At 48.5% G+C, this 22442-nt stretch carries 23 protein-coding genes; 22 read left to right on the top strand and 1 reads right to left on the bottom strand.

Translation table 11 applies throughout. The features are described 5' to 3' along the window. The first annotated feature begins 9 nt into the window (after window positions 1–9). Together ispH and rpsA are read left to right on the top strand one after the other, a co-directional pair. Window positions 10–861 (top strand): 4-hydroxy-3-methylbut-2-enyl diphosphate reductase, encoded by an 852-nt coding sequence (ispH, locus tag WMO65_RS08650; protein WP_033141756.1) that lies wholly within the window; start codon window positions 10–12, stop codon window positions 859–861. After that, window positions 842–1936, top strand: coding sequence for a 30S ribosomal protein S1 (gene rpsA / locus WMO65_RS08645; RefSeq protein ID WP_033141755.1), 1095 nt, complete (start codon window positions 842–844; stop codon window positions 1934–1936). Before ispH ends, rpsA begins: the two co-directional genes overlap by 20 nt. Window positions 1937–2040: 104 nt before the next feature. Here the strand turns inward: rpsA and WMO65_RS08640 are convergent, their stop codons facing one another. Then, window positions 2041–3156, bottom strand: coding sequence for a ribonuclease H-like domain-containing protein (locus tag WMO65_RS08640; protein ID WP_158587289.1), 1116 nt, complete (start codon window positions 3154–3156; stop codon window positions 2041–2043). 175 nt (window positions 3157–3331) lie between these two features. Here WMO65_RS08640 and WMO65_RS08635 point away from each other — a divergent pair, with 175 nt between their 5' ends. The 20 genes from WMO65_RS08635 to WMO65_RS08540 all read left to right on the top strand — a co-directional run bounded on the left by WMO65_RS08635 (window position 3332) and on the right by WMO65_RS08540 (window position 22435). Beyond that, on the top strand, window positions 3332–4231 hold the full coding sequence (locus tag WMO65_RS08635; RefSeq protein WP_033141754.1) for a putative ABC transporter permease: 900 nt from the start codon (window positions 3332–3334) through the stop codon (window positions 4229–4231). A 38-nt stretch (window positions 4232–4269) separates the two neighbouring features. Then, entirely contained in the window at window positions 4270–5592 is a 1323-nt protein-coding gene (rsxC, locus tag WMO65_RS08630) for an electron transport complex subunit RsxC (RefSeq protein ID WP_148392727.1), read from the top strand. Between the two features lie 12 nt (window positions 5593–5604). Then, on the top strand, window positions 5605–6564 hold the full coding sequence (locus WMO65_RS08625; protein ID WP_033141752.1) for an RnfABCDGE type electron transport complex subunit D: 960 nt from the start codon (window positions 5605–5607) through the stop codon (window positions 6562–6564). After that, the gene (locus tag WMO65_RS08620) at window positions 6561–7175 is read left to right on the top strand and encodes an RnfABCDGE type electron transport complex subunit G (protein WP_033141751.1); all 615 of its coding nucleotides are present in this window, start codon (window positions 6561–6563) and stop codon (window positions 7173–7175) included. Before WMO65_RS08625 ends, WMO65_RS08620 begins: the two co-directional genes overlap by 4 nt. A 1-nt stretch (window position 7176) precedes the next feature. Then, window positions 7177–7878 carry an electron transport complex subunit RsxE gene (gene rsxE / locus WMO65_RS08615; protein ID WP_033141750.1) on the top strand — a complete coding sequence of 234 codons (702 nt, stop codon included), beginning with the start codon at window positions 7177–7179 and terminating at the stop codon, window positions 7876–7878. A gap of 12 nt (window positions 7879–7890) precedes the next feature. Next, a complete protein-coding gene (locus WMO65_RS08610) occupies window positions 7891–8472 on the top strand; it encodes an electron transport complex protein RnfA (RefSeq protein ID WP_033141749.1) in 582 nt (193 codons plus the stop codon). Between the two features lie 13 nt (window positions 8473–8485). Beyond that, the gene (locus WMO65_RS08605; RefSeq protein ID WP_033141748.1) at window positions 8486–9274 is read left to right on the top strand and encodes an RnfABCDGE type electron transport complex subunit B; all 789 of its coding nucleotides are present in this window, start codon (window positions 8486–8488) and stop codon (window positions 9272–9274) included. Beyond that, complete coding sequence (locus WMO65_RS08600) at window positions 9274–10287, top strand: FAD:protein FMN transferase (protein ID WP_118593991.1); 1014 nt, start codon at window positions 9274–9276, stop codon at window positions 10285–10287. The genes WMO65_RS08605 and WMO65_RS08600 overlap by 1 nt, the downstream gene beginning before the upstream one ends. 101 nt (window positions 10288–10388) lie before the next feature. After that, window positions 10389–10760, top strand: coding sequence for a NusG domain II-containing protein (locus WMO65_RS08595; RefSeq protein WP_186971070.1), 372 nt, complete (start codon window positions 10389–10391; stop codon window positions 10758–10760). A 61-nt stretch (window positions 10761–10821) separates the two neighbouring features. Continuing rightward, entirely contained in the window at window positions 10822–11313 is a 492-nt protein-coding gene (locus WMO65_RS08590; RefSeq protein WP_033141838.1) for a Gx transporter family protein, read from the top strand. Then, window positions 11310–11927, top strand: coding sequence for a Holliday junction branch migration protein RuvA (gene ruvA, locus WMO65_RS08585; RefSeq protein WP_054351287.1), 618 nt, complete (start codon window positions 11310–11312; stop codon window positions 11925–11927). The genes WMO65_RS08590 and ruvA overlap by 4 nt, the downstream gene beginning before the upstream one ends. A gap of 12 nt (window positions 11928–11939) precedes the next feature. Further along, complete coding sequence (ruvB, locus tag WMO65_RS08580; RefSeq protein WP_033141745.1) at window positions 11940–12944, top strand: Holliday junction branch migration DNA helicase RuvB; 1005 nt, start codon at window positions 11940–11942, stop codon at window positions 12942–12944. A gap of 122 nt (window positions 12945–13066) precedes the next feature. Beyond that, on the top strand, window positions 13067–13477 hold the full coding sequence (locus WMO65_RS08575; protein ID WP_033141744.1) for a cell division protein ZapA: 411 nt from the start codon (window positions 13067–13069) through the stop codon (window positions 13475–13477). Window positions 13478–13579: 102 nt separating this feature from the next. Further along, window positions 13580–15793, top strand: coding sequence for a U32 family peptidase (locus tag WMO65_RS08570; RefSeq protein WP_148392726.1), 2214 nt, complete (start codon window positions 13580–13582; stop codon window positions 15791–15793). Between the two features lie 8 nt (window positions 15794–15801). After that, entirely contained in the window at window positions 15802–17193 is a 1392-nt protein-coding gene (locus tag WMO65_RS08565; RefSeq protein WP_033141742.1) for an FtsW/RodA/SpoVE family cell cycle protein, read from the top strand. Then, on the top strand, window positions 17105–18601 hold the full coding sequence (locus WMO65_RS08560; protein ID WP_148392725.1) for a peptidoglycan D,D-transpeptidase FtsI family protein: 1497 nt from the start codon (window positions 17105–17107) through the stop codon (window positions 18599–18601). Before WMO65_RS08565 ends, WMO65_RS08560 begins: the two co-directional genes overlap by 89 nt. 279 nt (window positions 18602–18880) lie before the next feature. Next, window positions 18881–19333, top strand: coding sequence for an NUDIX hydrolase (locus tag WMO65_RS08555; RefSeq protein ID WP_033141740.1), 453 nt, complete (start codon window positions 18881–18883; stop codon window positions 19331–19333). A 118-nt stretch (window positions 19334–19451) separates the two neighbouring features. Further along, window positions 19452–20978, top strand: a complete 1527-nt coding sequence (gene pap, locus WMO65_RS08550) for a polyphosphate:AMP phosphotransferase (RefSeq protein WP_103732087.1) — start codon at window positions 19452–19454, stop codon at window positions 20976–20978. Window positions 20979–21038: 60 nt separating this feature from the next. After that, window positions 21039–21377: a hypothetical protein gene (locus WMO65_RS08545; protein ID WP_033141738.1), complete on the top strand. Its 339-nt coding sequence runs from the start codon at window positions 21039–21041 to the stop codon at window positions 21375–21377. Between the two features lie 14 nt (window positions 21378–21391). Then, complete coding sequence (locus WMO65_RS08540) at window positions 21392–22435, top strand: hypothetical protein (protein WP_148392724.1); 1044 nt, start codon at window positions 21392–21394, stop codon at window positions 22433–22435. The last annotated feature ends 7 nt before the right edge of the window (window positions 22436–22442 follow it).

Here is a 22442-nt window from a genome sequence, read left to right as displayed (position 1 = left end):
GAGCTGGGAATGGAAGTAAAAACAGCGAAAAGCGCCGGCTTCTGTTTTGGTGTGAAGCGGGCAGTGGAAAAAGCATATGAGGTTGCCGGGGAGAAAAAATCCGGTGTGTATACCTATGGGTCTATCATTCACAATGAAGAAGTGGTGGGAGATCTGGAAAAGAGAGGTGTCTCGGTTCTGAACAGTGAAGAGGAGCTTAAGGCCCTCTCCGAAGGAACTGTTATCATCCGATCCCATGGAGTGCCGAGAAGGATTTACGAGGTACTCAGGGAAAAAGGACTGGACTATGTGGATGTGACCTGTCCCTTTGTGCTGAAGATCCACAGGATCGTGGAGCGGGAAAGCCGTGCAGGACGTCATATTGTCATCATCGGAAATAAAGACCACCCTGAGGTGGAAGCGACACGGGGCTGGTGTGAAGGTCCTTCCACGGTCATTGAAACAAGGGAAGAGGCCGAAAAATTCCTTCTGGAAGGCCATGAAAAGGTATGTATTGTATCGCAGACGACATTTAATTACAAGAATTTTCAAGAACTAGTTGAAATTTTAGCCAAAAAGAGGTATGATAGACTTGTTTTAAATACGATTTGCAATGCAACCAATGAGCGACAGGCAGAAGCGGCAGAGATTGCAAAGACAGTAGACGCCATGATTGTCATAGGAGGCAAACATAGTTCGAACACCCAAAAGCTGTTCGAGATATGTAAAGGCGTATGTAAAAACACATACTATATACAGACACTTGCTGACTTGGATTCTGATAGTTTTCGATCCATTCAATGTGTAGGTATTACAGCAGGGGCTTCAACCCCAAATAAAATAATTGAGGAGGTTTCAAAACATGTCAGAATTAAGTTTTGAACAGATGTTAGACGAATCATTTAAGACAATCAGAAATGGGGAGGTAGTCGAAGGTACTGTCATCGGTGTTAAAGAAGATGAGATTATCCTGAACATTGGCTATAAAGCAGATGGTATCATCACAAGAAACGAATATTCCAACGATTCTAATCTTGACCTGACTACAGTAGTTTCCGTAGGAGACACCATGGAGGCAAAGGTTCTGAAAGTCAACGACGGCGAAGGACAGGTTCTCTTGACATACAAGAGACTGGCAGCTGAGAAAGGCAATAAGAGACTGGAGGAAGCTTTTGAAAATAAAGAAGTCCTGACAGCAAAAGTAACACAGGTTCTGGACGGCGGTTTAAGTGTTGTCTTAGATGAGGCAAGAGTGTTCATTCCGGCAAGTCTGGTATCCGATTCTTATGAAAAAGACCTGACAAAATATCAGGATCAGGAAATTGACTTTGTGATCACAGAGTTCAACCCGAGAAGACGCCGTATCATCGGTGACCGCAAACAGCTTCTGATGGCTAAAAAAGCTGAGATGCAGAAAGAGCTGTTCGAGAGAATCCATCCGGGTGATGTGGTTGAGGGAACAATCAAAAACGTAACAGATTTCGGTGCTTTCATTGATTTAGGCGGAGCTGACGGCCTGCTTCACATCTCTGAGATGTCCTGGGGCAGAGTGGAGAACCCGAAAAAGGTATTCAAAGCCGGTGAGCCGATCAAAGTGCTGATCAAAGATATCAACGGTGATAAGATCGCCCTGAGCCTGAAATTCGAGGATCAGAACCCATGGCTGGATGCAGCAGAAAAATACGCTGCAGGCAACATCGTGGAAGGCAGAATCGCACGTATGACAGATTTCGGTGCATTCATTGAGCTGGAGCCCGGTGTAGATGCTTTACTGCATGTATCCCAGATTTCCAGAGCACACGTGGACAAACCGTCTGATGTATTATCCGTAGGACAGATCGTTACAGCAAAAGTTGTAGACTTCAACGGAGAAGAGAAAAAGATCAGCCTGAGTATGAAAGCTCTGGAGCCGGCTTCTGAAGACAGAGAAGAAGCTGCTTACGACACAGAGGAATAAGAAACAGAAATAAAAAAGGCGGGAGTGCTGTGCGCATTCTCTGCCCTGTAACATAAAAGGCCGGCAGCGAAGCACATTCGCTGCCGGCCTTATTTCCTTTTTTATCAGACACGTATCTGGCTTTTCAGATATTCAGACAGAAAAGAAATCTGCATTTCCGGATTTCTGAGAAAGCTGTCTGTCCACTGGATATAGCAGTCGCCGGATTCATAGGAGGATTTTAAAAGAGGGATTTGGGGAGCGCCGAAAGCCCGGAGAAAATAACCGCTCACCCTTTTGCAGCAGTTGGAGGCTTTGGCTTTTTCCCGGCAGGCCGGGTCCACGTATACGCCCACACTTTTGTGGACTGCTTCATCTTCCAGTGGAAGATAGTAATAATTCTTATAGTCAGGATAATAATATTTTAAAGTGCCTTCCAAAAGAGGCATTTTCATTTTGCAGCAGTCCTTTTCCAGAGTAACATAAGCGCAGGGCAGTGAAAAAGAGAGCCGGGTGGGAAAGGAGAGCGGAAGCTTCACAGTAAAGAGGACTTCCTGAAGGAGGCTTCCGTCCATGGCCCTGTCTGTCACTGCCGTTATATCCCGCATCCGGAAATTCCCCCTGAGAAGGGCCAGAAGGGCGCCGAAGGCTAAAAGGCAGCCCATGCCCTCCACGTCATCATGATTGTGAAGGAACAGGAGGTTTAAAAGTGTCTGCCCGCCTGTTTTGGCATAGGTGCGGTAGACCTTGATCAGTTCCTTTCCGTCCATAGCGTCCTGCCGTCTGTACCCTGCCAGCGGCTCTAAGGATTTCTGGCGGAAATTTTCGGTCTGCAGGATCGTGCGCAGGGGGCGGAGTGTCCGGTACAGATCCACAGACACAGCGTCTTTGAAGGGCAATGTAAGCCGGTAGCTTTGATATTTGTGCTGCAGGTAGGGAATATCAAAGGTGCTGCCGTTAAAGTGCAGGAAACAGCGTTTCCGGGCGCACAGAGACTGAAAGGCTTCCAGCACGGCGTATTCCTCCTTCTCATTCTCCTTTTGGGCGAGAAACTGTATCATTTCCCATTTCCCGTCTGTACAAAGAGCAGCACCGATCAGATACACCCGGCTGTTTCTATGGCTCAGACCGGTGGTCTCAATATCAAAAAATAAAATGTCATCTTCTTCAATATCTGCGGGAAGAAAGAGTTTAGCACTTTCTGGCATAAATTGATAATTAAATATCTTGTTTGTTAGCATTTTAACAATAACCTTTCTGATTGTATCAAAAATAATACGAAAAATAGCCAAATCATTGTAGCAGTTTTTTGAAAATAATGTTATATTATATAAAGACGTAATAAATACCCAATGGGGCATCTCTGACTTATGTATAGCAAATATGCCCCTGAAGGGACATAAGAAGGAGGCGTCTATGGATTTTAAAGTTGCAGGAATCTCTCTGTATTATATCATAAACTGGTTTTTTATCTATAGTTTTTTAGGATGGGTGTGGGAATCCTGTTACGTTTCTGTAAAATCAAAAAAACCTGTGAACAGAGGCTTTATCAACGGTCCGTTCTGTACCATTTACGGGTTCGGCGCTGTCAGCGTCTATCTGATTCTGAAAGACTTTGATCAGAATCTTCTGGTGCTCTACATAGGAGGCGTGGTGGTTGCCACTGTGCTGGAATATATAACCGGATGGCTCATGGAGACAATCTTCCATACCAGATGGTGGGATTACAGCAAAAAAAAGTGCAACCTGCACGGGTATATCTGTCTCGGTTCTTCCCTTGCCTGGGGTGTCTTCACCGTTCTGCTCTTTGAGGTGTTCCATCCTTTTGTGGAATGGCTGACCAATCTTTACCCTGTTTCCATCGGAAAGATTGCCGTGAGCGTTGTGGCGGTTCTGTACAGTGCGGATTTTGTTACCTCTGCAGTGGCAGCATTCGGCATCAGCAAGAAATTAGCAAAACTGGAGGATATGATGGAGGAGCTGACCGCATACCTGCAGACTACAAAACTATATGAGACAAAAGAAGAAATCAGCGACAGACTGGAAGAAATCAGAGCTTTCAACCTGGCCGAGGCTGCGGAAAAAATCGGTACAAAGAAAGCAGAGTTCTCAAAACTGTTGGAGGAGCGCTTTTCTCTTTCTGAAAATTATCTGGAAAAGAAAGCGGAGCTTGAGAGACGTATGGATGAATTCTCAGAAAAATACTTATCTGCAAGGAAAAAATCCAACATTGTCGGAAAACGTATGATCCATGCTTATCCTGGACTGCGTGCAGAGTTCCGGCGCTATAAAGAAAGAAAAGCCAAAAAACATTAACTGGCTTCTTAATTATTCAATTAAAGGAGGGACTACACATGGCGTTTTTAACCTTTAAGGGCGGCGTACACCCTTATGATGGAAAAGAACTGTCAAAAGACAAGCCTATCACGGATTACCTGCCGAAACAAGAGCTGGTCTATCCGCTATCACAGCACATAGGCGCACCTGCAAAGGCCATTGTGGCAAAAGGTGACCATGTACTGGCCGGGCAGAAAATTGCTGAGACGGGAGGTTTTGTTTCCTCACCCATTCACGCATCCGTTTCCGGTACCGTAACTGCAGTTGGCAAAGTGCGGAACAATATGGGGAACATGGTGGATGCTGTTACTGTGGAGAATGACGGGAAATACGAGAGTATTGAAATGCAGAAAGTGGACTCTCTGGATGCACTTTCCAAAGAGGAGATCATCAAAAGGATTCAGGACGGCGGTGTTGTAGGTATGGGCGGAGCTGGTTTCCCTACCCATGTGAAGCTGTCTCCGAAGGAACCGGACAAAATTGAGTATGTTCTGGTAAACGGAGCGGAATGTGAGCCGTATCTGACCTCAGATTACCGCAGGATGATGGAACAGCCTGAACTGGTAGTGGGAGGGCTGAAATGCATACTGAAGCTTTTTGACAATGCAAAGGGATGTATCTGCATTGAGGACAACAAACCGGATTGTGTCGCAAAGATGACAGAGATCGTAAAGGATGAGCCGCGCATAGAGGTAAAGACCCTCAAGACAAAATACCCTCAGGGCGCTGAGCGCTGTCTGATCAATGCCGTCACGGAGCGGGAGCTGAATTCATCCATGCTTCCTGCGGACGTGGGCTGCGTGGTGGACAATGTGGATACGGTCTGCGCCATCTGCAGGGCTGTCATGGAGGGACGCCCCGTAATAGAGAAGATCGTCACTGTGACAGGGGACGGTATTGCAAATCCCCAGAACTTCCGGGTAAAGACCGGCACCAGTTTCGCGGAACTGATCGAGGCAGCCGGGGGCTTTAAAGGCTCTGTGGAGAAAGTGATCTCCGGCGGCCCCATGATGGGCTTTGCCATGTTTGATTACCATGTGCCCATTGTGAAGACTTCATCTGCCATTCTGTGTCTGACAAAAGACGTGGTGGCAGCCAATGAGGAGTCGGCCTGTATCAACTGCGGGCGCTGCGTCAGCGGATGTCCCGCAAGGCTTGTTCCGTCCCGTCTGGCAACATATGCCGAGGAGAGACAGGAAGAACTTTTTGTGAAATTCAATGGTATGGAGTGTGTGGAGTGCGGATGCTGCAGTTTTGTCTGTCCGGCAAAGAGGCCTCTGACCCAGTCTGTCCGGTCCATGAGAAAAATGGTTCTTGCCAACAGGAAAAAGCCAAAGTAGGAGGAGAATAACATGAGTGACTTATTACATATTTCATCTTCGCCTCATGTGCGGTCGAAGGTGAGCACCAGCGGCATTATGGGCACGGTACTGCTCGCGCTGCTGCCGGCAGCTTTATTTGGTATCTATAATTTCGGGCCTCACGCGCTTCTGCTGATTCTCATATCCATGGCGACCTGCGTGGCTACAGAGGCCGTGTATGAACACTTCATGCACAAAAAACTGACGATCAAAGACTACAGTGCAGCTGTGACCGGCCTTCTTCTGGCCCTGAACCTGCCGCCGTCCGCACCCTGGTGGATTCCGGTCATCGGCGGTGTGTTTGCGGTCTTAGTGGTAAAACAGCTCTTCGGCGGACTGGGACAGAACTTTATGAACCCGGCTCTGGCGGCAAGATGCTTCCTTTTGATCTCTTTTACAGGCAGGATGACAAACTTTGCCGTACCTGAAAGTGCCTGGGGAAATGTGGTGGATACCGTGTCAGGTGCCACCCCTCTGGCAGCTTTAAAGGCAGGGGAGAGTGTTGATATCATGAGCCTGTTTCTGGGCAATGTACAGGGAACCATTGGTGAGACTTCTGCCCTGGCTATTTTGGTCGGCGCGGCCATTCTGCTGGGAACAAAAGTGATTGACTGCAGGATCCCGCTCACCTATATCGGTACCTTTGCCGTATTTGTGCTGCTGTTCGGCGGACACGGCTTTGATATAAACTATCTTGCGGCGCATCTCTTCGGCGGCGGTCTGATGCTGGGTGCCTGGTTCATGGCAACGGATTACGTGACCACACCGATCACGAAAAAGGGACAGTTGGTGTACGGTGTCTGTCTCGGCGTATTTACCGGACTTTTCCGTATTTTCGGCGGTTCAGCGGAAGGTGTTTCCTACGCCATCATTTTCTGCAACCTTCTGGTGCCTCTCATTGAGCGTGTCACCATGCCGGTTGCATTCGGAAAAGGAGGTAAGAAAGCATGAAAAAGAACACGATTTTAAAAGATACGCTGATTCTTACCGTCATAACCCTGATTTCCGGCCTGCTTTTGGGTCTGGTCTATCAGATCACAATAGATCCGATCGCTGAGCAGAAGGAGAAAGAAAAACAGGAGGCTTATATGGCTGTTTTCGCGGACGCAGACTCCTTTGAGCTGTGTGTTCCGGCGGAAGATGCGGATCTGGCAGCTTATCTGTCAGAGAACGGCTACACAGCCCAGACAGTCAACGAAGTGATGAAAGCTCTGGACGCACAGGGCGAAGTGCTGGGATATGCCATCAATATGACCACATCCGAAGGATACGGCGGAGATATTACCTTTTCCATGGGAATCCAGAATGACGGCACCATGAACGGGATTGAAATCCTGGAGATCGGCGAGACTGCCGGCCTTGGCATGAATGCTCAGAAAGATGATTTCAAGAATCAGTTTAAAGATAAAAAAGTCGATAAATTTGAAGTGACCAAAACCGGATCGCAGTCAGACAGCCAGATTGATGCCTTAAGCGGCGCAACCATCACATCCAAGGCTATGACAGGCGGCGTCAATGCCGGTCTGTGTGCATTCCAGTATGTAGTAGAGGAGGCTAAATAGGATGAGAGAAAATTCACCTGCGGAGCGTTTATATAACGGTATCATCAAAGAAAATCCTACCTTTGTCCTGGTACTGGGTATGTGTCCGACTCTGGCAGTTACAACGGCAGCCATCAATGGTATCGGCATGGGCCTTACCACTACCGTGGTGCTCATGATGTCCAATCTGTTCATTTCCCTTCTTCGGAATATCATTCCGGATAAGGTGCGTATGCCCGCTTACATTGTGATCGTGGCATCCTTTGTTACTGTGGTACAGCTTTTGCTGGAAGGATTCATCCCTTCCCTCTATGATTCCCTGGGAATCTATATTCCCCTTATCGTAGTAAACTGTATCATTCTGGGAAGAGCGGAATCTTTCGCTTCCAAGAATACTCCTGTGGCTTCCATCTTCGACGGTATCGGCATGGGTCTTGGCTTTACCCTTTCCATTACCATCCTGGCAGCTTTCCGTGAACTGATCGGTGCGGGAACCGTGTTCGGATTCCAGGTTATGCCGGGCGCTTATGAGCCGGCAACGATTTTCATCCTGGCACCGGGAGCCTTTTTCGTACTGGCATTTCTGGCAGCCCTGCGCGCCAGAATACAGGATAAGAAGCCAAAAGAAGAACAGCATCCTGTACACTGTATGGAAGGTGGCTGTGCAACCTGCGGCAACAAATCCTGCAGCGGCAAATTTTACGACAACACGGAGAAGAAATAGGAGGATAGGAGCATGAAAGAATTATTGATTATTGCGGTCGGCGCTGCAGTAGTAAACAACGTTGTGCTGAGCCAATTCCTGGGATTGTGTCCGTTCTTCGGCGTTTCCAAGAAAATTGAGACCGCAGCGGGTATGGGCGGAGCAGTTGTCTTTGTTATCACACTGTCCTCCCTGGTCACCAGTCTGATTTATAAGTATCTGCTGGCAAATCCACATGTGAATATGCAGTTCCTGCAGACCATTGTCTTTATTCTGGTCATTGCAGCCCTGGTACAGTTCGTGGAGATGTTCCTGAAAAAGTCCATGCAGGCCCTTTATCAGAGTCTGGGTGTGTATCTGCCTTTGATCACCACCAACTGCGCGGTTCTCGGCGTAGCGGTCATCAATGTGCAGAAGGAGTACAACGTGCTTCAGAGTACCGTAAATGGTTTTGCCACAGCCGTTGGCTTCACCATCTCCATTGTACTTATGGCGGGTCTGCGTGAGAAGATGGAATACAATGATATTCCGAAATATTTCCAGGGATTTCCCATGGTACTGTTGACAGCCGGTCTGATGGCCATTGCTTTCTTTGGCTTCTCCGGCATAATCTAAGGAGGCGCGAGATATGGTTACAGGAATTGTAATTGCGGCGGTTTTGGTAGGCGGTGTAGGCCTCTTTATCGGAGTGTTCCTGGGAGTAGCAGGAAAGAAATTTGCCGTAGAAGTAGATGAAAAAGAAATATTAGTCAGGGAAGAGCTTCCGGGCAACAACTGCGGCGGCTGTGGATATCCGGGCTGCGACGGCCTTGCAGCAGCGATCGCAAAAGGCGAGGCGCCTGTGAACGCCTGTCCCGTAGGCGGTGCGCCTGTGGCAGCCAAGATCGGTGCAGTCATGGGAGAAGAAGTGGGAGAGACAGTGCGCATGACTGCATTCGTAAAATGTGCCGGTGACTGTGAAAAGACGACGGAATTATACGAATATACAGGCGTTTCGGATTGTAAAATGATCTCCCAGATGCAGAACGGCGGAGCAAAATCCTGCAGCTTTGGCTGTCTGGGTTCCGGAAGTTGTGTCAAGGTTTGTCCTTTTGACGCGATACATATAGTGAACGGCATTGCTCTTGTGGACAAGGAAAAATGTAAAGCCTGCGGAAAATGTGTGGCAGCCTGTCCAAGACATCTGATCGAGCTGATCCCTTATGAGCAGAAGCACGCGGTCGCCTGCAGCTCCAAAGAAAAAGGAAAAGCAGTCATGAATGCCTGCAAGGTGGGCTGTATCGCCTGCAAAAAATGTGAGCGAGAATGTCCGGCACAGGCCATCACCATTGAGGACAATCTGGCGCACATTGATTCTGAAAAATGCACCAACTGCGGCAAGTGTCAGGAAACCTGCCCGAGAAAGATTATCTGCTGATGAATAAGAAACAAATATTTATTTTCATATGTCTGACTGCAGTCTGCCTTTTGGTGGGCGGCTGCGGTCAGAAAAAAAGGGACATGGTGTCAAAAAAGGGATTCTTTTTTGACACCATGATTTCTGTTTCCATCCTTTGTGAGGAGCAGGAGCAGGGAGAGCGTGTGCTGGATGAGGCATTTGCCAAATGTGCTGAATATGAGGATATATTCAGCCGGACAAAAGAAAACAGTGAGCTTTACCGTCTGAATCACAGAACAGAGAGCGAGGCAGTGGTGTCCGAGGATTTATATGCGCTGCTCTCCTGTGCGAAGGAGTATTATGAGGTGACAGGCGGAAGATTTGATATCTCAGTGGCGCCGCTGTCGGATCTGTGGGATTTTAAAAATGAAGATCCAAAGGTTCCCGATGAGGAGGAGATAAAAAAGACACTTGAAAAAGTGGGGTATTCCCGGGTGCATCTGGAAGCAGGGGATAAAGTGAAATTTGATGATCCGAATACCATGCTGGATTTGGGCGCGCTGGCCAAGGGGTATATTGCGGACAGGCTGAAGGAGTATCTGGTATCAGAGGGAATCGAGAGCGGGTATATCAATCTGGGGGGGAATGTGCTGACCATCGGGGAAAAAGAGGATGGGAGTCCCTGGGAGATTGGGATACAGAAGCCTTTTGCCGAGAGGAATGAGATTGTGGCTTATGTGGATGCGGCGGGGAGTTCCGTGGTGTCGTCAGGGATTTATGAGAGGTACTTTGAAGCTGACGGAGAGTTGTATTACCATGTGCTGGACCCGGAAACAGGATATCCGGTGGAGACGGATCTGGCGCAGGTGACGATTTTGTCAAAGAGTTCGCTTGAGGGGGATGCGCTTAGTACCAGTTGTCTGATACTTGGGTATGAGAAAGGGAGGAAATTGATTGAGAATACGGCGGGGGTTGAGGCTGTGTTTGTGAGGAAAGATGGGAAGGTGGAGGCTACGGATGGGGTGGAGCTTAAAGGGGATGGAAAAGACTGACACCCCGCCCTCCCCGTCTTATCCCGTCCCCATTGCCACCAAAATCCCCCTCTTGCGAACGTATATTTGCATTTTGGTTCTTCTTATGTTAGAATGTTAAAATGAAAATGAAAAAAAGAGATATAGGACTGATTGGCATTGTATTGCTGATCGCTTTTTTATGCTGGTTTATTCCCTATGTACGGGGGCAGTTTACATATGAAAAGGCACAGCTTCGTATTACCGTGGACGGGGAAGAGTATGGGGTGTTTTCGCTGGAGGAAGACCAGGTCATCCGTATAGGGGATACGAATGTGTGTGAGATAAAGGATGGGTATGTGACGATGACGGAGGCGGACTGTCCGGATCATCTCTGTATGAAGCAGAAGAGGATTTCAAAGACCGGCGGTACGATTGTCTGTCTGCCTAACCGGGTAGTGTTGGAGATTGTAAGCAGGGAGTCCTCGGAGGGGCCAGATGTGGTGGCGTCATAGAGAGAGGATAAGATTCAAGGGCAGCGGTGTAAGACTGTTGAGGATGCAGGGAGATAAGGATATGAAGAAGACAGCGTATATGGGGCTGTTTGCAGCGGTTGCCATTATATTTGGGTATGTGGAGACCCTGCTGCCTGTTTTTGCGGGCATTCCCGGGATTAAGCTGGGGCTGGCAAATCTGGTCACTGTGATTCTGCTGTACCTTTTCGGATGGAGAGAGGCGGCAGTTGTCTCTTTTATCAGAATACTGGTGATTGGGTTTATGTTTGGAAATCTGTTTTCCATATTGTTCAGTCTGGCAGGGGCGGGGCTGAGCCTGCTGGTCATGGTGCTCTTGAAAAAGAACGGCGGTTTTTCCGTGGCAGGTGTGAGTATTGCCGGCGGTGTGACACACAATATCGGACAGATTCTGATCGCAGTCTGCGTGGTGGAGAATGTGAATCTTTTTTACTATCTTCCTGTACTTCTCATAGCAGGGCTTCTGACCGGACTGCTGATTGGTATTCTGTCCGGTGAGATTATGAAACGAATACCTGGAAAGGACTTGACATGATTGCATACTTAAAAGGCGAAGTAGTTGAAATAGAAGAGGAAAAACTGATTCTGGAGTGCGGAAATATAGGATATAATATCTCCATGCCCGCCTCCGCCCTGGACGGAACCCTGCGTCCGGGACAGGAAGTGAAAATACATACACATCTCCATGTGCGGGAGGATGCCATGCAGTTGTATGGCTTTCTCACGCGGGATGATCTGAAAATGTTCCGGATGCTTCTTGGTGTCAGCGGGATCGGGCCGAAGGCGGCTCTTGGGATTCTCTCCGGGCTGTCCGCAGATGAGCTGCGTTTTGCAGTGCTTTCGGATGATGTGAAGACGATTTCCAGAGCGCCCGGTGTGGGGAAGAAGACAGCGCAGAAGATGATCCTGGAACTGAAGGACAAGCTGGACCTACAAGAGGCGTTTGATACGAAGACCATGCATGTGCAGGAAGCCTCCCAGACGGAGACCGGGGACCTTGTGGATGCCAAAAAGGAAGCTGTGCAGGCCCTCACCGCGCTTGGGTATTCCGGCAGCGAGGCTTTGCGGGCTGTGAAGCAGGTGGATGTGACTTCCCACATGAACGTGGAGGAGATACTGAAACTGGCATTGAAAAAAATGAATTTTTAGCGGGATGAGAGCATGGATAAAAAAAGAGTGATTACCACAGACGTAATAGAAGAAGACTTGAAAATAGAGGGAAATCTGCGCCCGCAGTACCTGGATGACTATATCGGCCAGGAGAAGGCAAAGAATAACCTGAAGGTATACATAGAAGCTGCAAAACAGAGAAATGATGCGCTGGACCATGTGCTGTTCTACGGCCCTCCGGGACTGGGCAAGACCACACTGGCAGGTATCATAGCTAATGAGCTGGGTGTACATATGAAAGTGACCAGCGGTCCGGCCATTGAAAAGCCCGGGGAGATGGCGGCGATCCTCAATAACCTGCAGGAGCATGATGTGCTTTTTGTAGATGAGATCCACAGGCTGAACCGACAGGTGGAAGAAGTGCTCTATCCGGCCATGGAGGACTATGCCATTGACATTATGATAGGAAAGGGCACGGCTGCCCGTTCCATCCGTCTGGACCTTCCGAAATTTACACTGGTGGGGGCCACCACCAGGGCAGGTCTTCTGACTGCGCCTCTTCGTGACCGGTTCGGGGTGGTACATCACCTGGAATTTTACACGGAAGAGGAGTTGAAGACCATTATACTGCATTCTGCAAATGTGCTTGGAGTGGAGATTGACGAGGAGGGGGCCTGGGAGATGGCAAAACGTTCCCGTGGGACCCCGAGGCTTGCAAACCGGCTTTTAAAGAGAGTCAGAGACTTTGCCCAGGTGCGGTATGACGGGAAGATCACAAAAGAGGTTGCTGATTTTGCCATGGACCTTCTGGAGGTGGACAGATATGGGCTTGACCAGACAGACCGGCTTCTGCTCACCACTGTGATTCAGCGTTTTTCCGGCGGACCTGTGGGTCTGGATACTCTTGCCGCGGCTATCGGTGAGGATTCCGGCACCATTGAGGACGTCTACGAACCTTATCTGATCAAGAATGGATTTCTGCTCCGTACCCCCAGAGGAAGGGTGGCAAGCGAGCTGGCATACCACCATTTGGGGCTGAATCAGACAGGGGAATGAGAAAAAGGTTGTTTTTCTGCATATTTCGATTATAATAGACAGTGGAAATAAAATGCAGATGATGGAAAGGGCGCTTTGCGGACTTTCTGTTGTCATGAATGAAAATCGGGAGGAGCCCTTGAATGGCAGTAAAGAATACTACACAGGTTTTAATCGGAGGCAAGATTATTACCCTGAGCGGATATGAAAGTGAAGAATACCTGCAGAAGGTTGCATCTTATATGAATAATAAAATGACGGAACTGGGACAGCTCCCAGGTTACAGCCGTCAGTCCGTGGAGACAAAACACACACTTTTGAGCCTGAATGTGGCAGATGATTACTTTAAGGCCAAACGTCAGGCGGAGATTTTCGAGGAGGACCTGGAGGCAAAGGACAGAGAAATGTATGATCTGAAGCATGACCTGATCACCAGCCAGGTACAGCTTGAGAATGCCAGAAAAGACGTGGCGCTGAAGAATGAGCAGATGGATAAGCTGCAGAACAGAATAGAGGAACTGGAAAAAGAACTGGAAGAATTTTTAAAACAATAGTGAGCATGCTTAAAACTTCCGGAACACAGAATGATAGGGCGCGCTTCGGACAGAAGTAACACGCCCTTTTTCTATCAACAGGAATTTTGGAGGAGACAGATTATGAGAGCAGAACTGCTGGCACCTGCCGGTTCTTATGAGGGGCTTCGTGCCGCTGTCCAAGCGGGGGCGGATGCGGTCTATATTGGAGGTCAGATGTTCGGGGCCAGGGCGTACGCCAACAACCCGGACACAGACGAACTGCTTGAAGCCATTGATTTTACCCACCTGCACGGAAAGAAAATATATATGACCGTGAATACTCTGCTTAAAAACAGAGAGCTGAAAGAACAGTTGTACACCTATCTGGCTCCTTATTATGAACAGGGCGTGGACGCTGTCATTGTACAGGACTATGGCGTTCTCTCTTTTATCAGAAGGGAATTTCCCGGGCTGCCCATCCATGTGAGTACCCAGATGGCGGTGACCGGGCCGAAGGGGGCAGCTCTTATGAAGGAGGCAGGGGTATCCAGAATCGTGACTGCCCGTGAGCTGTCCCTTCAGGAGATTCGTGAGATCTATCAGGAGACGGGGATGGAGATCGAGAGCTTTATTCACGGCGCACTCTGTTACTCCTATTCCGGTATGTGCCTGTTCTCCAGTATGCTGGGAGGAAGAAGCGGCAACAGGGGAAGATGTGCACAGCCCTGCAGGCTTCCCTATGAAGTGTACGACGGAGAGAAAAGGCTGGGAAGTAAGAAGGAGGAATATCCTCTGAGTCCAAAAGATATGTGCACCATTGACATTCTGCCGGAGATCTTGGACGCGGGAGTCTATTCCCTGAAAATAGAGGGGCGCATGAAAAAGCCGGAATATGCGGCAGGCGTCACAAGGATTTACCGAAAATATCTGGATCTGTATAAAGAGAACCCCAAAAGCTTTCGTGTCCTGGACAGCGACAGGCAGGAGCTTTTAAAGTTATACCAGAGAGATGGGTTCAACGAGGGCTATTATAAACAGCACAATGGCAGAAATATGATGGCTGTGCAGAATCTAAAGGCCAGGGACAGCCGGGAAAAGGGACCGGGAAAACGGGATGAAGACTTATTTTCGCAATTGAAAGTTCAATATGTTGACAAGAAATTGCAAGAAAAAATTTACGGAAATGTAATCCTCTTTTGCGGCAGCCCTGCTATACTGGATTTGGAGTACGGAAACCGCCACGTACAGGTGGAAGGGGAAACCGTACAGGAAGCCAGGAAGCAGCCCCTTGACGCAGAACGGGTGAAAAAGCAGATTGAGAAGACAGGGAACACCCCGTTTGTATTTGAACACTTGGATGTGCAGACAGATGAGCAGGGATTTCTGCCCATGCAGAGTCTGAATGAATTGCGCAGAAAAGGCCTGGAAGCGCTGGAAAAAGAGTGCCTGCAGCCCTTCAGACGCGTGCTGGATGTACGGAGGATGGATGGCGGGGAGAAGAAAACATCCCCAAAACCGGAAAAAAGCAGGGGGTCCAAAAAGTTTTACGTGTCTGTGGAGACATGGGAACAAATGGAGGAGGCCTTGAGACGGCCGGAAGTGGATGGTATTTACTGCAGCATATCCATGTTCTGGGGCGATAGTTTTGAGGAAAAGACCAGGTATGCCGTGGAGTATATAAAGGAATTCGGCAAGGAGTGTTATCTGGCATTTCCCTATATCCAGAGAGAAAAAAATCTGGAGAGCAAAGAGGCAGAACTTATGAATCTGGCGGGGTGTCTGGATGGGTTCCTGGTGCGGAATCTGGAAGAGCTGGGGTATGTAAAGAGTCTGGGACTTGCAGAGAAAGCGGTGTGTGATCACTCTTTATATGCGTTTAATGACGCGTCAAAAGCTTTTCTGGAAGACCGGGGTGTGCTGCGCACCACGGTTCCTTTGGAGCAGAACGGCGGGGAGATACGCCGCAGAGATAATGCGGGCAGCGAGTGGATTGTCTACGGGTATTACCCTATGATGATATCCGCCCAGTGTCTGAAGAAGACATATAACGCCTGTGATAAAAAGAGCGGAACTGTGCGTCTGAAAGACAGGTACGGGAATTATTTTACCGCCCAGTGCGTGTGTGATTTCTGTTATAATGTGATTTACAACAGCGTTCCCACAGGTCTTTTAAAGGAGGCAGAGCAGATAAAAGCCTTATCTGTTTCGGCATTCCGTATGAACTTTACGATAGAAGGGAAAGCTGAAACTGGAAGACTGCTCGATTTGTTTCTGGATGTTTACAAGAAAAATAAAGACGTGCCGGATCAGGTGCCTGAATTTACAAAAGGGCATTTTAAACGGGGCGTGGAGTAGGTGAAGATTTGATTAATTTAATTGTAGAACTTTCAAAATATCTGCTGCTTATACTGGCGGCTCTCTATACGCTGGAGAGTTTCAGTGTGTTTAAATACAAGGCTGAGGATGATAAGCGGTATATTTTAAGAAAACAGCTTATTGTGATCTTCTTTATGGATTTTGTGGCTTTTCTTGTTATTTTCCTGAAGACGGAGAAGATGGAGGTCATATATTTCTTTGGAGCACAGCTTTTGTATTTTATTGTGGTTCAGGTACTTTACCGAATCTTTTACAAGAAGGCGTCATTGCTTTTGCTGAACCATATGTGCATGCTGCTCTCTGTGGGCTTTATCATGCTGGCAAGGCTGGATACGGAATCTGCGGTGCGGCAGTTTCAGATCGTGGTGATCGCTACGGTTATTGCCATGGTGATACCGGTCATGATAAGAAAACTGACCTTTTTAAATAAGTGGACCTGGTTCTATGCCGGGGCGGGCATGCTGCTGCTTTTGGTAGTTCTGGTCCTGGGCAAGAATGTCAACGGGGCGAAGATCAATATTTCTCTGGGCGGATTCGCGTTCCAGCCTTCGGAGTTTGTGAAGATCATCTTTGTGTTTTTTGTTGCCTGCAGGCTGTACAGGAAAAGAGCTACGTTTCAGGATCATGTGATCACAACGGCAGTGGCTGCCGCTTATGTGCTGGTACTGGTCATATCCAAGGACCTTGGAAGTGCTCTGGTTTTTTTCATCACATACGTGGTCATGCTGTATGTGGCTACCAAAAAGCCTCTGTATCTGCTGGCGGGGCTTGGCTCCGGCTGCGTGGCGGCTGTGGGCGCCTACTTCCTCTTCGGACATGTGCGCCAGAGGGTAGTTGCCTGGAAAAATCCCTTCTCTGTCTATGAAGGGGCGGGATATCAAATTGTGCAGGGGCTGTTTGCCATCGGTACAGGAAGTCTGTTTGGCATGGGGCTTTGCCAGGGTTCCCCCAATATGATTCCCTTTGTTAAGCAGGACTATATGTTTGCTGCGATCTGTGAGGAGATGGGGGTTCTCTTTGCCATGTGCCTGATCCTGATCTGTATGAGTATGTTTCTGCTGGTGGTGAATATCTCCCTGCAGATCAAGAAACCGTTTTATAAACTGATCGCGCTGGGACTGGGAACGGAATATGCGTTTCAGGTGTTTCTTACCATCGGCGGTGTGACAAAATTTATCCCCATGACGGGAATCACCCTTCCCCTTGTCAGCTACGGCGGAAGCTCTGTGTTAAGCACGATCATCATGCTGGCGATTATCCAGGGGTTATATATTTTGAGAGAAGACGAGGATGAAGAACTTGAAAAGCAGAAAGAAAAAAGAAGAGAAGCGTCTCTTAAAGGAAGAGAAGGCGTTAGAGAAAAAAGAATTAAAGGCTAAGAAGGCCCGGAACCGGGAATATGCCATAGTCAGTTATTTTTTCGTATGCATCTTTATTTCTTTGATTGGCTATATGGTTTATTTCCAGGTGGTGAAGCGGGAGGGCGTGATCAGCAGTCCCTATAACACCAGGCAGGACCAGTTCGAGGACCGGGTGGTCCGCGGCAGCATCCTGTCCTCTGACGGACAGACTCTGGCCTATACACAGGTAAATGACGACGGTTCGGAAACCAGGGTATATCCCTACAGCAATGTGTTTGCCCATGTGGTTGGATATGATGCCAACGGTAAAAACGGCTTGGAATCCCTGGCGAATTTCCAGCTCATGACTTCCCATGACGGCTATCTCTCACAGGCGGCTAATGAACTGAAAAGTGAAAAGAACCTGGGAGACAATGTGGTCAGCACCCTGAATGCCTCCCTGCAGCAGACAGCCTATAATGCTCTGGGAGACAACAGAGGCGCTGTTGTGGTCATGGACCCTCGAACAGGAGCGGTTCTGGCATCTGTGAGCAAGCCGGATTTCAATCCCAATACTGTGGCCCAAGACTGGGATTATCTGGTCAGCGACAACTCAAACAGCAGCCTGCTGAACCGGGCAACACAGGGCGCTTATCCGCCGGGGTCCACATTCAAGATCGTCACAGCCCTGGCCTACCTGAAAGCCCACGGCAGCATAGACGGCTATTATTATAACTGTGACGGCAGCATTACCATGGATGACCATACTATCACCTGCTATGACGGGGAAGTGCATGGGGAGGAGGATTTCACCACGGCTTTCGCGGAATCCTGCAACAGTGCCTTTGCCAGCATCGGTGTGGATCTGGGGAAATCAAAGCTGACACAGACGGCGGAGAGCCTTTTATTTAACAGCAAGCTCCCCGTTCCCATTGAATACAACAAGAGCAGATTCGACTTGGGTGAGCATCCGGGCAACCCGCTCCTTATGCAGACTTCCATCGGTCAGGGAAACACCCTGGTCTCTCCCATGCATATGGCCATGATCGTCAGTGCCATTGCCAATGACGGCGTGCTGATGAAACCGTATTATGTGGACCATGTAGAGAATGTGAACGGGGATGTGGTGAAGTCCACCAAGCCGGCGGAATACAAGCAGCTTATGGAGAGCAGTGAGGCCCGTGTGATGCAGAACCTCATGGAAGAGGTGGTAAACAGAGGAACCGCGTCCTCCTTAAGCGGCGAGAACTACAGCGCCGCCGGCAAGACAGGATCCGCGGAGTATTACGGCGCAGACGGGGACATAAAGACCCATTCCTGGTTTGTAGGATACTCCACCATGGGAGATGCCCAGATCGCCATCGCAGTCATAGCAGAAGGCGCCGGAACCGGCAGCTCCGTAGCAGTCCCCATTGCCCATGAGGTCTTCAATGAATTTTATTATTAGATTTATATAACTTTCCGCCCTGCACCCTTATTTTACCCACTATGAAACGCATACGGGAAAGCTAAAAACCAGGAAGAGGGAGGGAGCAGGTTAGCTCCGTAGCAGCGCAACGCTTCGCTCACAGACATTCATCCCCGCTCCCTCCCTCTTCCGTCCGCCTTAATTCCCCCCCATTGCAGTTTCCATTTATCCCTTGCACAGGTATCCAAAAAGAGGTATACTGATAACAACGAAACACAACGCTGGCCCGGAAAAGGGTCGTACAGGAGGACTTGCACTATGATTGAAGCAACGAGCTGTGGCGGGGTGGTAATATATCGGGGAAAGATACTGACCCTGTACAAATCCTATAAGCACAAATATGAGGGCTGGGTTTTGCCAAAGGGTACAGTAGAGGAAGGCGAAGACTATAAGGATACGGCACTGCGCGAAGTGAAGGAGGAGGCAGGTGTAGCAGCTAATATCATCAAATATGTAGGAAAAAGCCAGTATAGTTTTTGTGTGCCGGAAGATACTGTGGAAAAGGATGTCTACTGGTATCTCATGGCCGCCAGCAGCTATTACAGCCGGCCCCAGAGAGACGAATATTTTGTAGATTCCGGTTTTTACAAGTTCCATGAAGCTTACCATCTATTACGGTTTTCCAACGAAAAGCAGATTCTGGAAAAGGCTTATAATGAATACCTGGATTTGAAAAAATCAAATCTGTGGGGAAACAAAAAGTATTTTTAGTTATTCAGCTGATGAGAAGGGACTGGTTTTTCCAGCCCCTTTTTGTACTTTTACAGGTGTAGATTCAGACAGTAACTATTAACAGCCGCGCTTTCATAAAAATGGAGGAGGTAGCCAGATGTTAGAACAGATTGATTTGACAAAAGAGATGGGGAAAGAAGAGTACAAAGAAAAGATGGAGGCTCTGGAAGGGACACTTTCGCGTCTGCAGAGGGAATGCAGGGATTTGGGAATCCCGGTCATGATTCTCTTTGAAGGGTTTGGGGCAGCGGGAAAGGGCGTGCAGATCAATAAACTGATACATCCGCTGGATCCCAGGGGGTTTAAAGTTTTTGCTATCAAACAGGAGTCAAAAGAGGAGCGCATGTACCCGTTTTTGTGGCGTTTCTGGACTAAGACGCCGGAAAAAGGCAGGATCGCCATTTTTGATACAAGCTGGTACAGGAGAGTTTCCGTGGACAGGTTTGAGGAGAAGATTTCACCGGAAGAGCTTATGTATGCCTATCAGGAGATCAATACATTTGAGAAGACGCTGACAGATGACGGCGCTGTGCTGATCAAGTTCTTTATGCACATCAGCAGAAAGGAACAGAAAAAGCGTTTTGACGGACTTCTGGATAATAAAGAGACAGCGTGGAGAGTCAGCAAGGCTGATTTGAAGCGCAACGAGGAGTATGGCACCTATAAAGCCATGCTGGAGGAAATGCTGGAGAAGACAGAGACAGAGTGTGCCCCCTGGACCATTATCGAGGCCACGGACCGCCGCTTTGCCACGGTGAAGATTCTCTCCTCTGTTATCGAGAGTCTGACAGAGAAGATAGAGGAAGTTAAGACGGAAAAGCTGGCGAAAGAAGAGGCGCGTAAGGCGGAGGCCGGTGCGGGTGAAGCCGTGAAGGAATACGAACCACTGTCCAGGAAAGTCCTGGAATCCTCCACCCTCAGCAAAGCTGATCTGACACTGTCCTACACAAAGGAAGAATATAAGAAGAAATTAAAAAATCTGCAGGACCGCATGGCAATCCTCCACAGTGAGCTGTACAGCCGCAGAATCCCCGTTGTGCTGGGATTTGAGGGATGGGATGCGGGAGGCAAGGGCGGCGCCATCAAGCGTCTTACAGAGGCCATGGATCCCAGAGGATATGTGGTGAATCCCACGGCGGCTCCCTCTGCTGTGGAGAAGAACCACCATTATCTGTGGCGTTTCTGGAAGGACATGCCAAAGGCAGGCCATGTTGCCATATTTGACCGGACCTGGTACGGAAGGGTGATGGTTGAGCGGATCGAGGGATTCTGCACCAAAGAAGAATGGCAGCGGGCCTACAAGGAGATCAATGATATGGAAGCCCATCTGGCCCATTCCGGAGCGATCGTGCTGAAATTCTGGATGCATATTGACAAGGATGAGCAGGAGCGGAGATTCAAAGAGCGCATGGAAAATCCGGAAAAACAGTGGAAGATCACAGACGAAGACTGGAGAAACCGGGAAAAATGGGACCAGTACGAGGAGGCAGTCAACGAGATGGTCATCCGTACGTCAACCTCCTATGCACCATGGATCATCGTGGAGGGCAATGACAAATATTATGCCCGTATCAAAGTGCTGGAATCTGTTGTGAATGCAATTGAAAGAAGGCTGAAAGAATAGGAATCCGCAGCCATTCCGCTGGCCGGAACGCTGCAGGACTCTGATTAAGGATGGAAATTTATGCTAAACTGGTATAAGAATCTGTATGTTGGCGATAATGCAAAAAAGAAACAAAAAAAGCTGATACGGAAGATCAATCAGGGTGCAGGGGTCATTGATATTTATCTGGTGACCCTTGCAGTCAACCCGGCAAATTCCCTGGAAATTATATCTGCAAATTATTTGCTGCAGAAGCCGATCAGGAGAAATTGTCCCATGATCGTGGGACTCTGTTCGGGATATTACGAGGCTGTGGAGCTGGTGGAACAGATTGCAGAAGAAGTCTATGAGGAGACAGGCGCCATGGATATCCGCGGCTGGCTTCTTGAAAAAGCAGCCCGGGTGAAAAAAAGAGACTGACAGGTGAGAAGATGATGCTGATACATATAATTTTGGGTATACTAAAAATAATCGGAATTCTGCTGCTGGTGATATTGTGTCTGCTTCTTCTCCTTCTGCTGTCGCTGGTCTTTGTACCGGTGCGCTACTACGGAAGCGCTTTCCGGGAGGAGGGAAAGTACGAGGGAAAAGTGAGGATTTCCTGGCTGTTCCATCTGATCTTTGTCACAGCCAGATACGGTTCCGGGACGGAAGGGTTACAGCTTTCCATCCGTTTTTTGGGAATACCCGTGGATGTGGTATTGAAAAAAATCGCTGCCTGGAGGCAGAAACGACAGAAGAAAAAACCTGAGCTGACAGCAGCGGAGGAGAAAAAAACACCACCGGGGGAAGGCACGGAAACAGAAGAACAGGCAGCTATTCCGGCAAAAGAGCCCCGCAGCGCACAGCAGGCCCTGTTGGAGACTGAGAAGGAAAGCAGCGTAAATGCTGTCGGGACAGAGAAGGACGCTGAGACAAAAAACTCCGCGGAGACAAAAGACTTCGCAGAGAAGAAGAAACCGGCTGAGAAAAAGAATCCGGCTGCGAAAAAGAGTCCGGCTGCGAAACTCCGCAGTGTTTTTGAAAAAATTTCGGAGATCATAAAAAAACTTCTTGGGCTTCCCGGGAAAATAAAAGCGGCTTTTGTAAATTTCAGGCGGACAGCCAAAGAGATTTATGGTAAAATAGAGCAAATCAGGGAACTGCTGGCCTCGGAATCCTTTCTGGGTGCCAAGACATTGGTATTTGGAGAACTGGGTATCATAATGAGGCATGTGCGGCCCAGAAAAATAAAAGGCGACATTTATTTTGGATTTGATGATCCGGCGCTTACAGGGCAGGTGCTGGCAGGAGCCAGTATTTTCTATCCTCTTTACGGCAGAGGACTTTCCCTGCATCCGTATTTTGACAGAGTCATACTGGAAGGACGCGCACAGATCTGGGGAAGAATGTACGGGTTTATGTTTCTCCGTACGGTCTGGAAACTGTTCAGGGATGCCAATGTCAGGGATTTGAGAAAAAAATTTAAAAACAAGTAAACATTAA

It is taken from the genome of Blautia caccae, from assembly GCF_040095955.1.
Classification (GTDB): domain Bacteria; phylum Bacillota; class Clostridia; order Lachnospirales; family Lachnospiraceae; genus Blautia; species Blautia celeris.
This window is presented reverse-complemented; position numbering and strand designations above follow the sequence as displayed.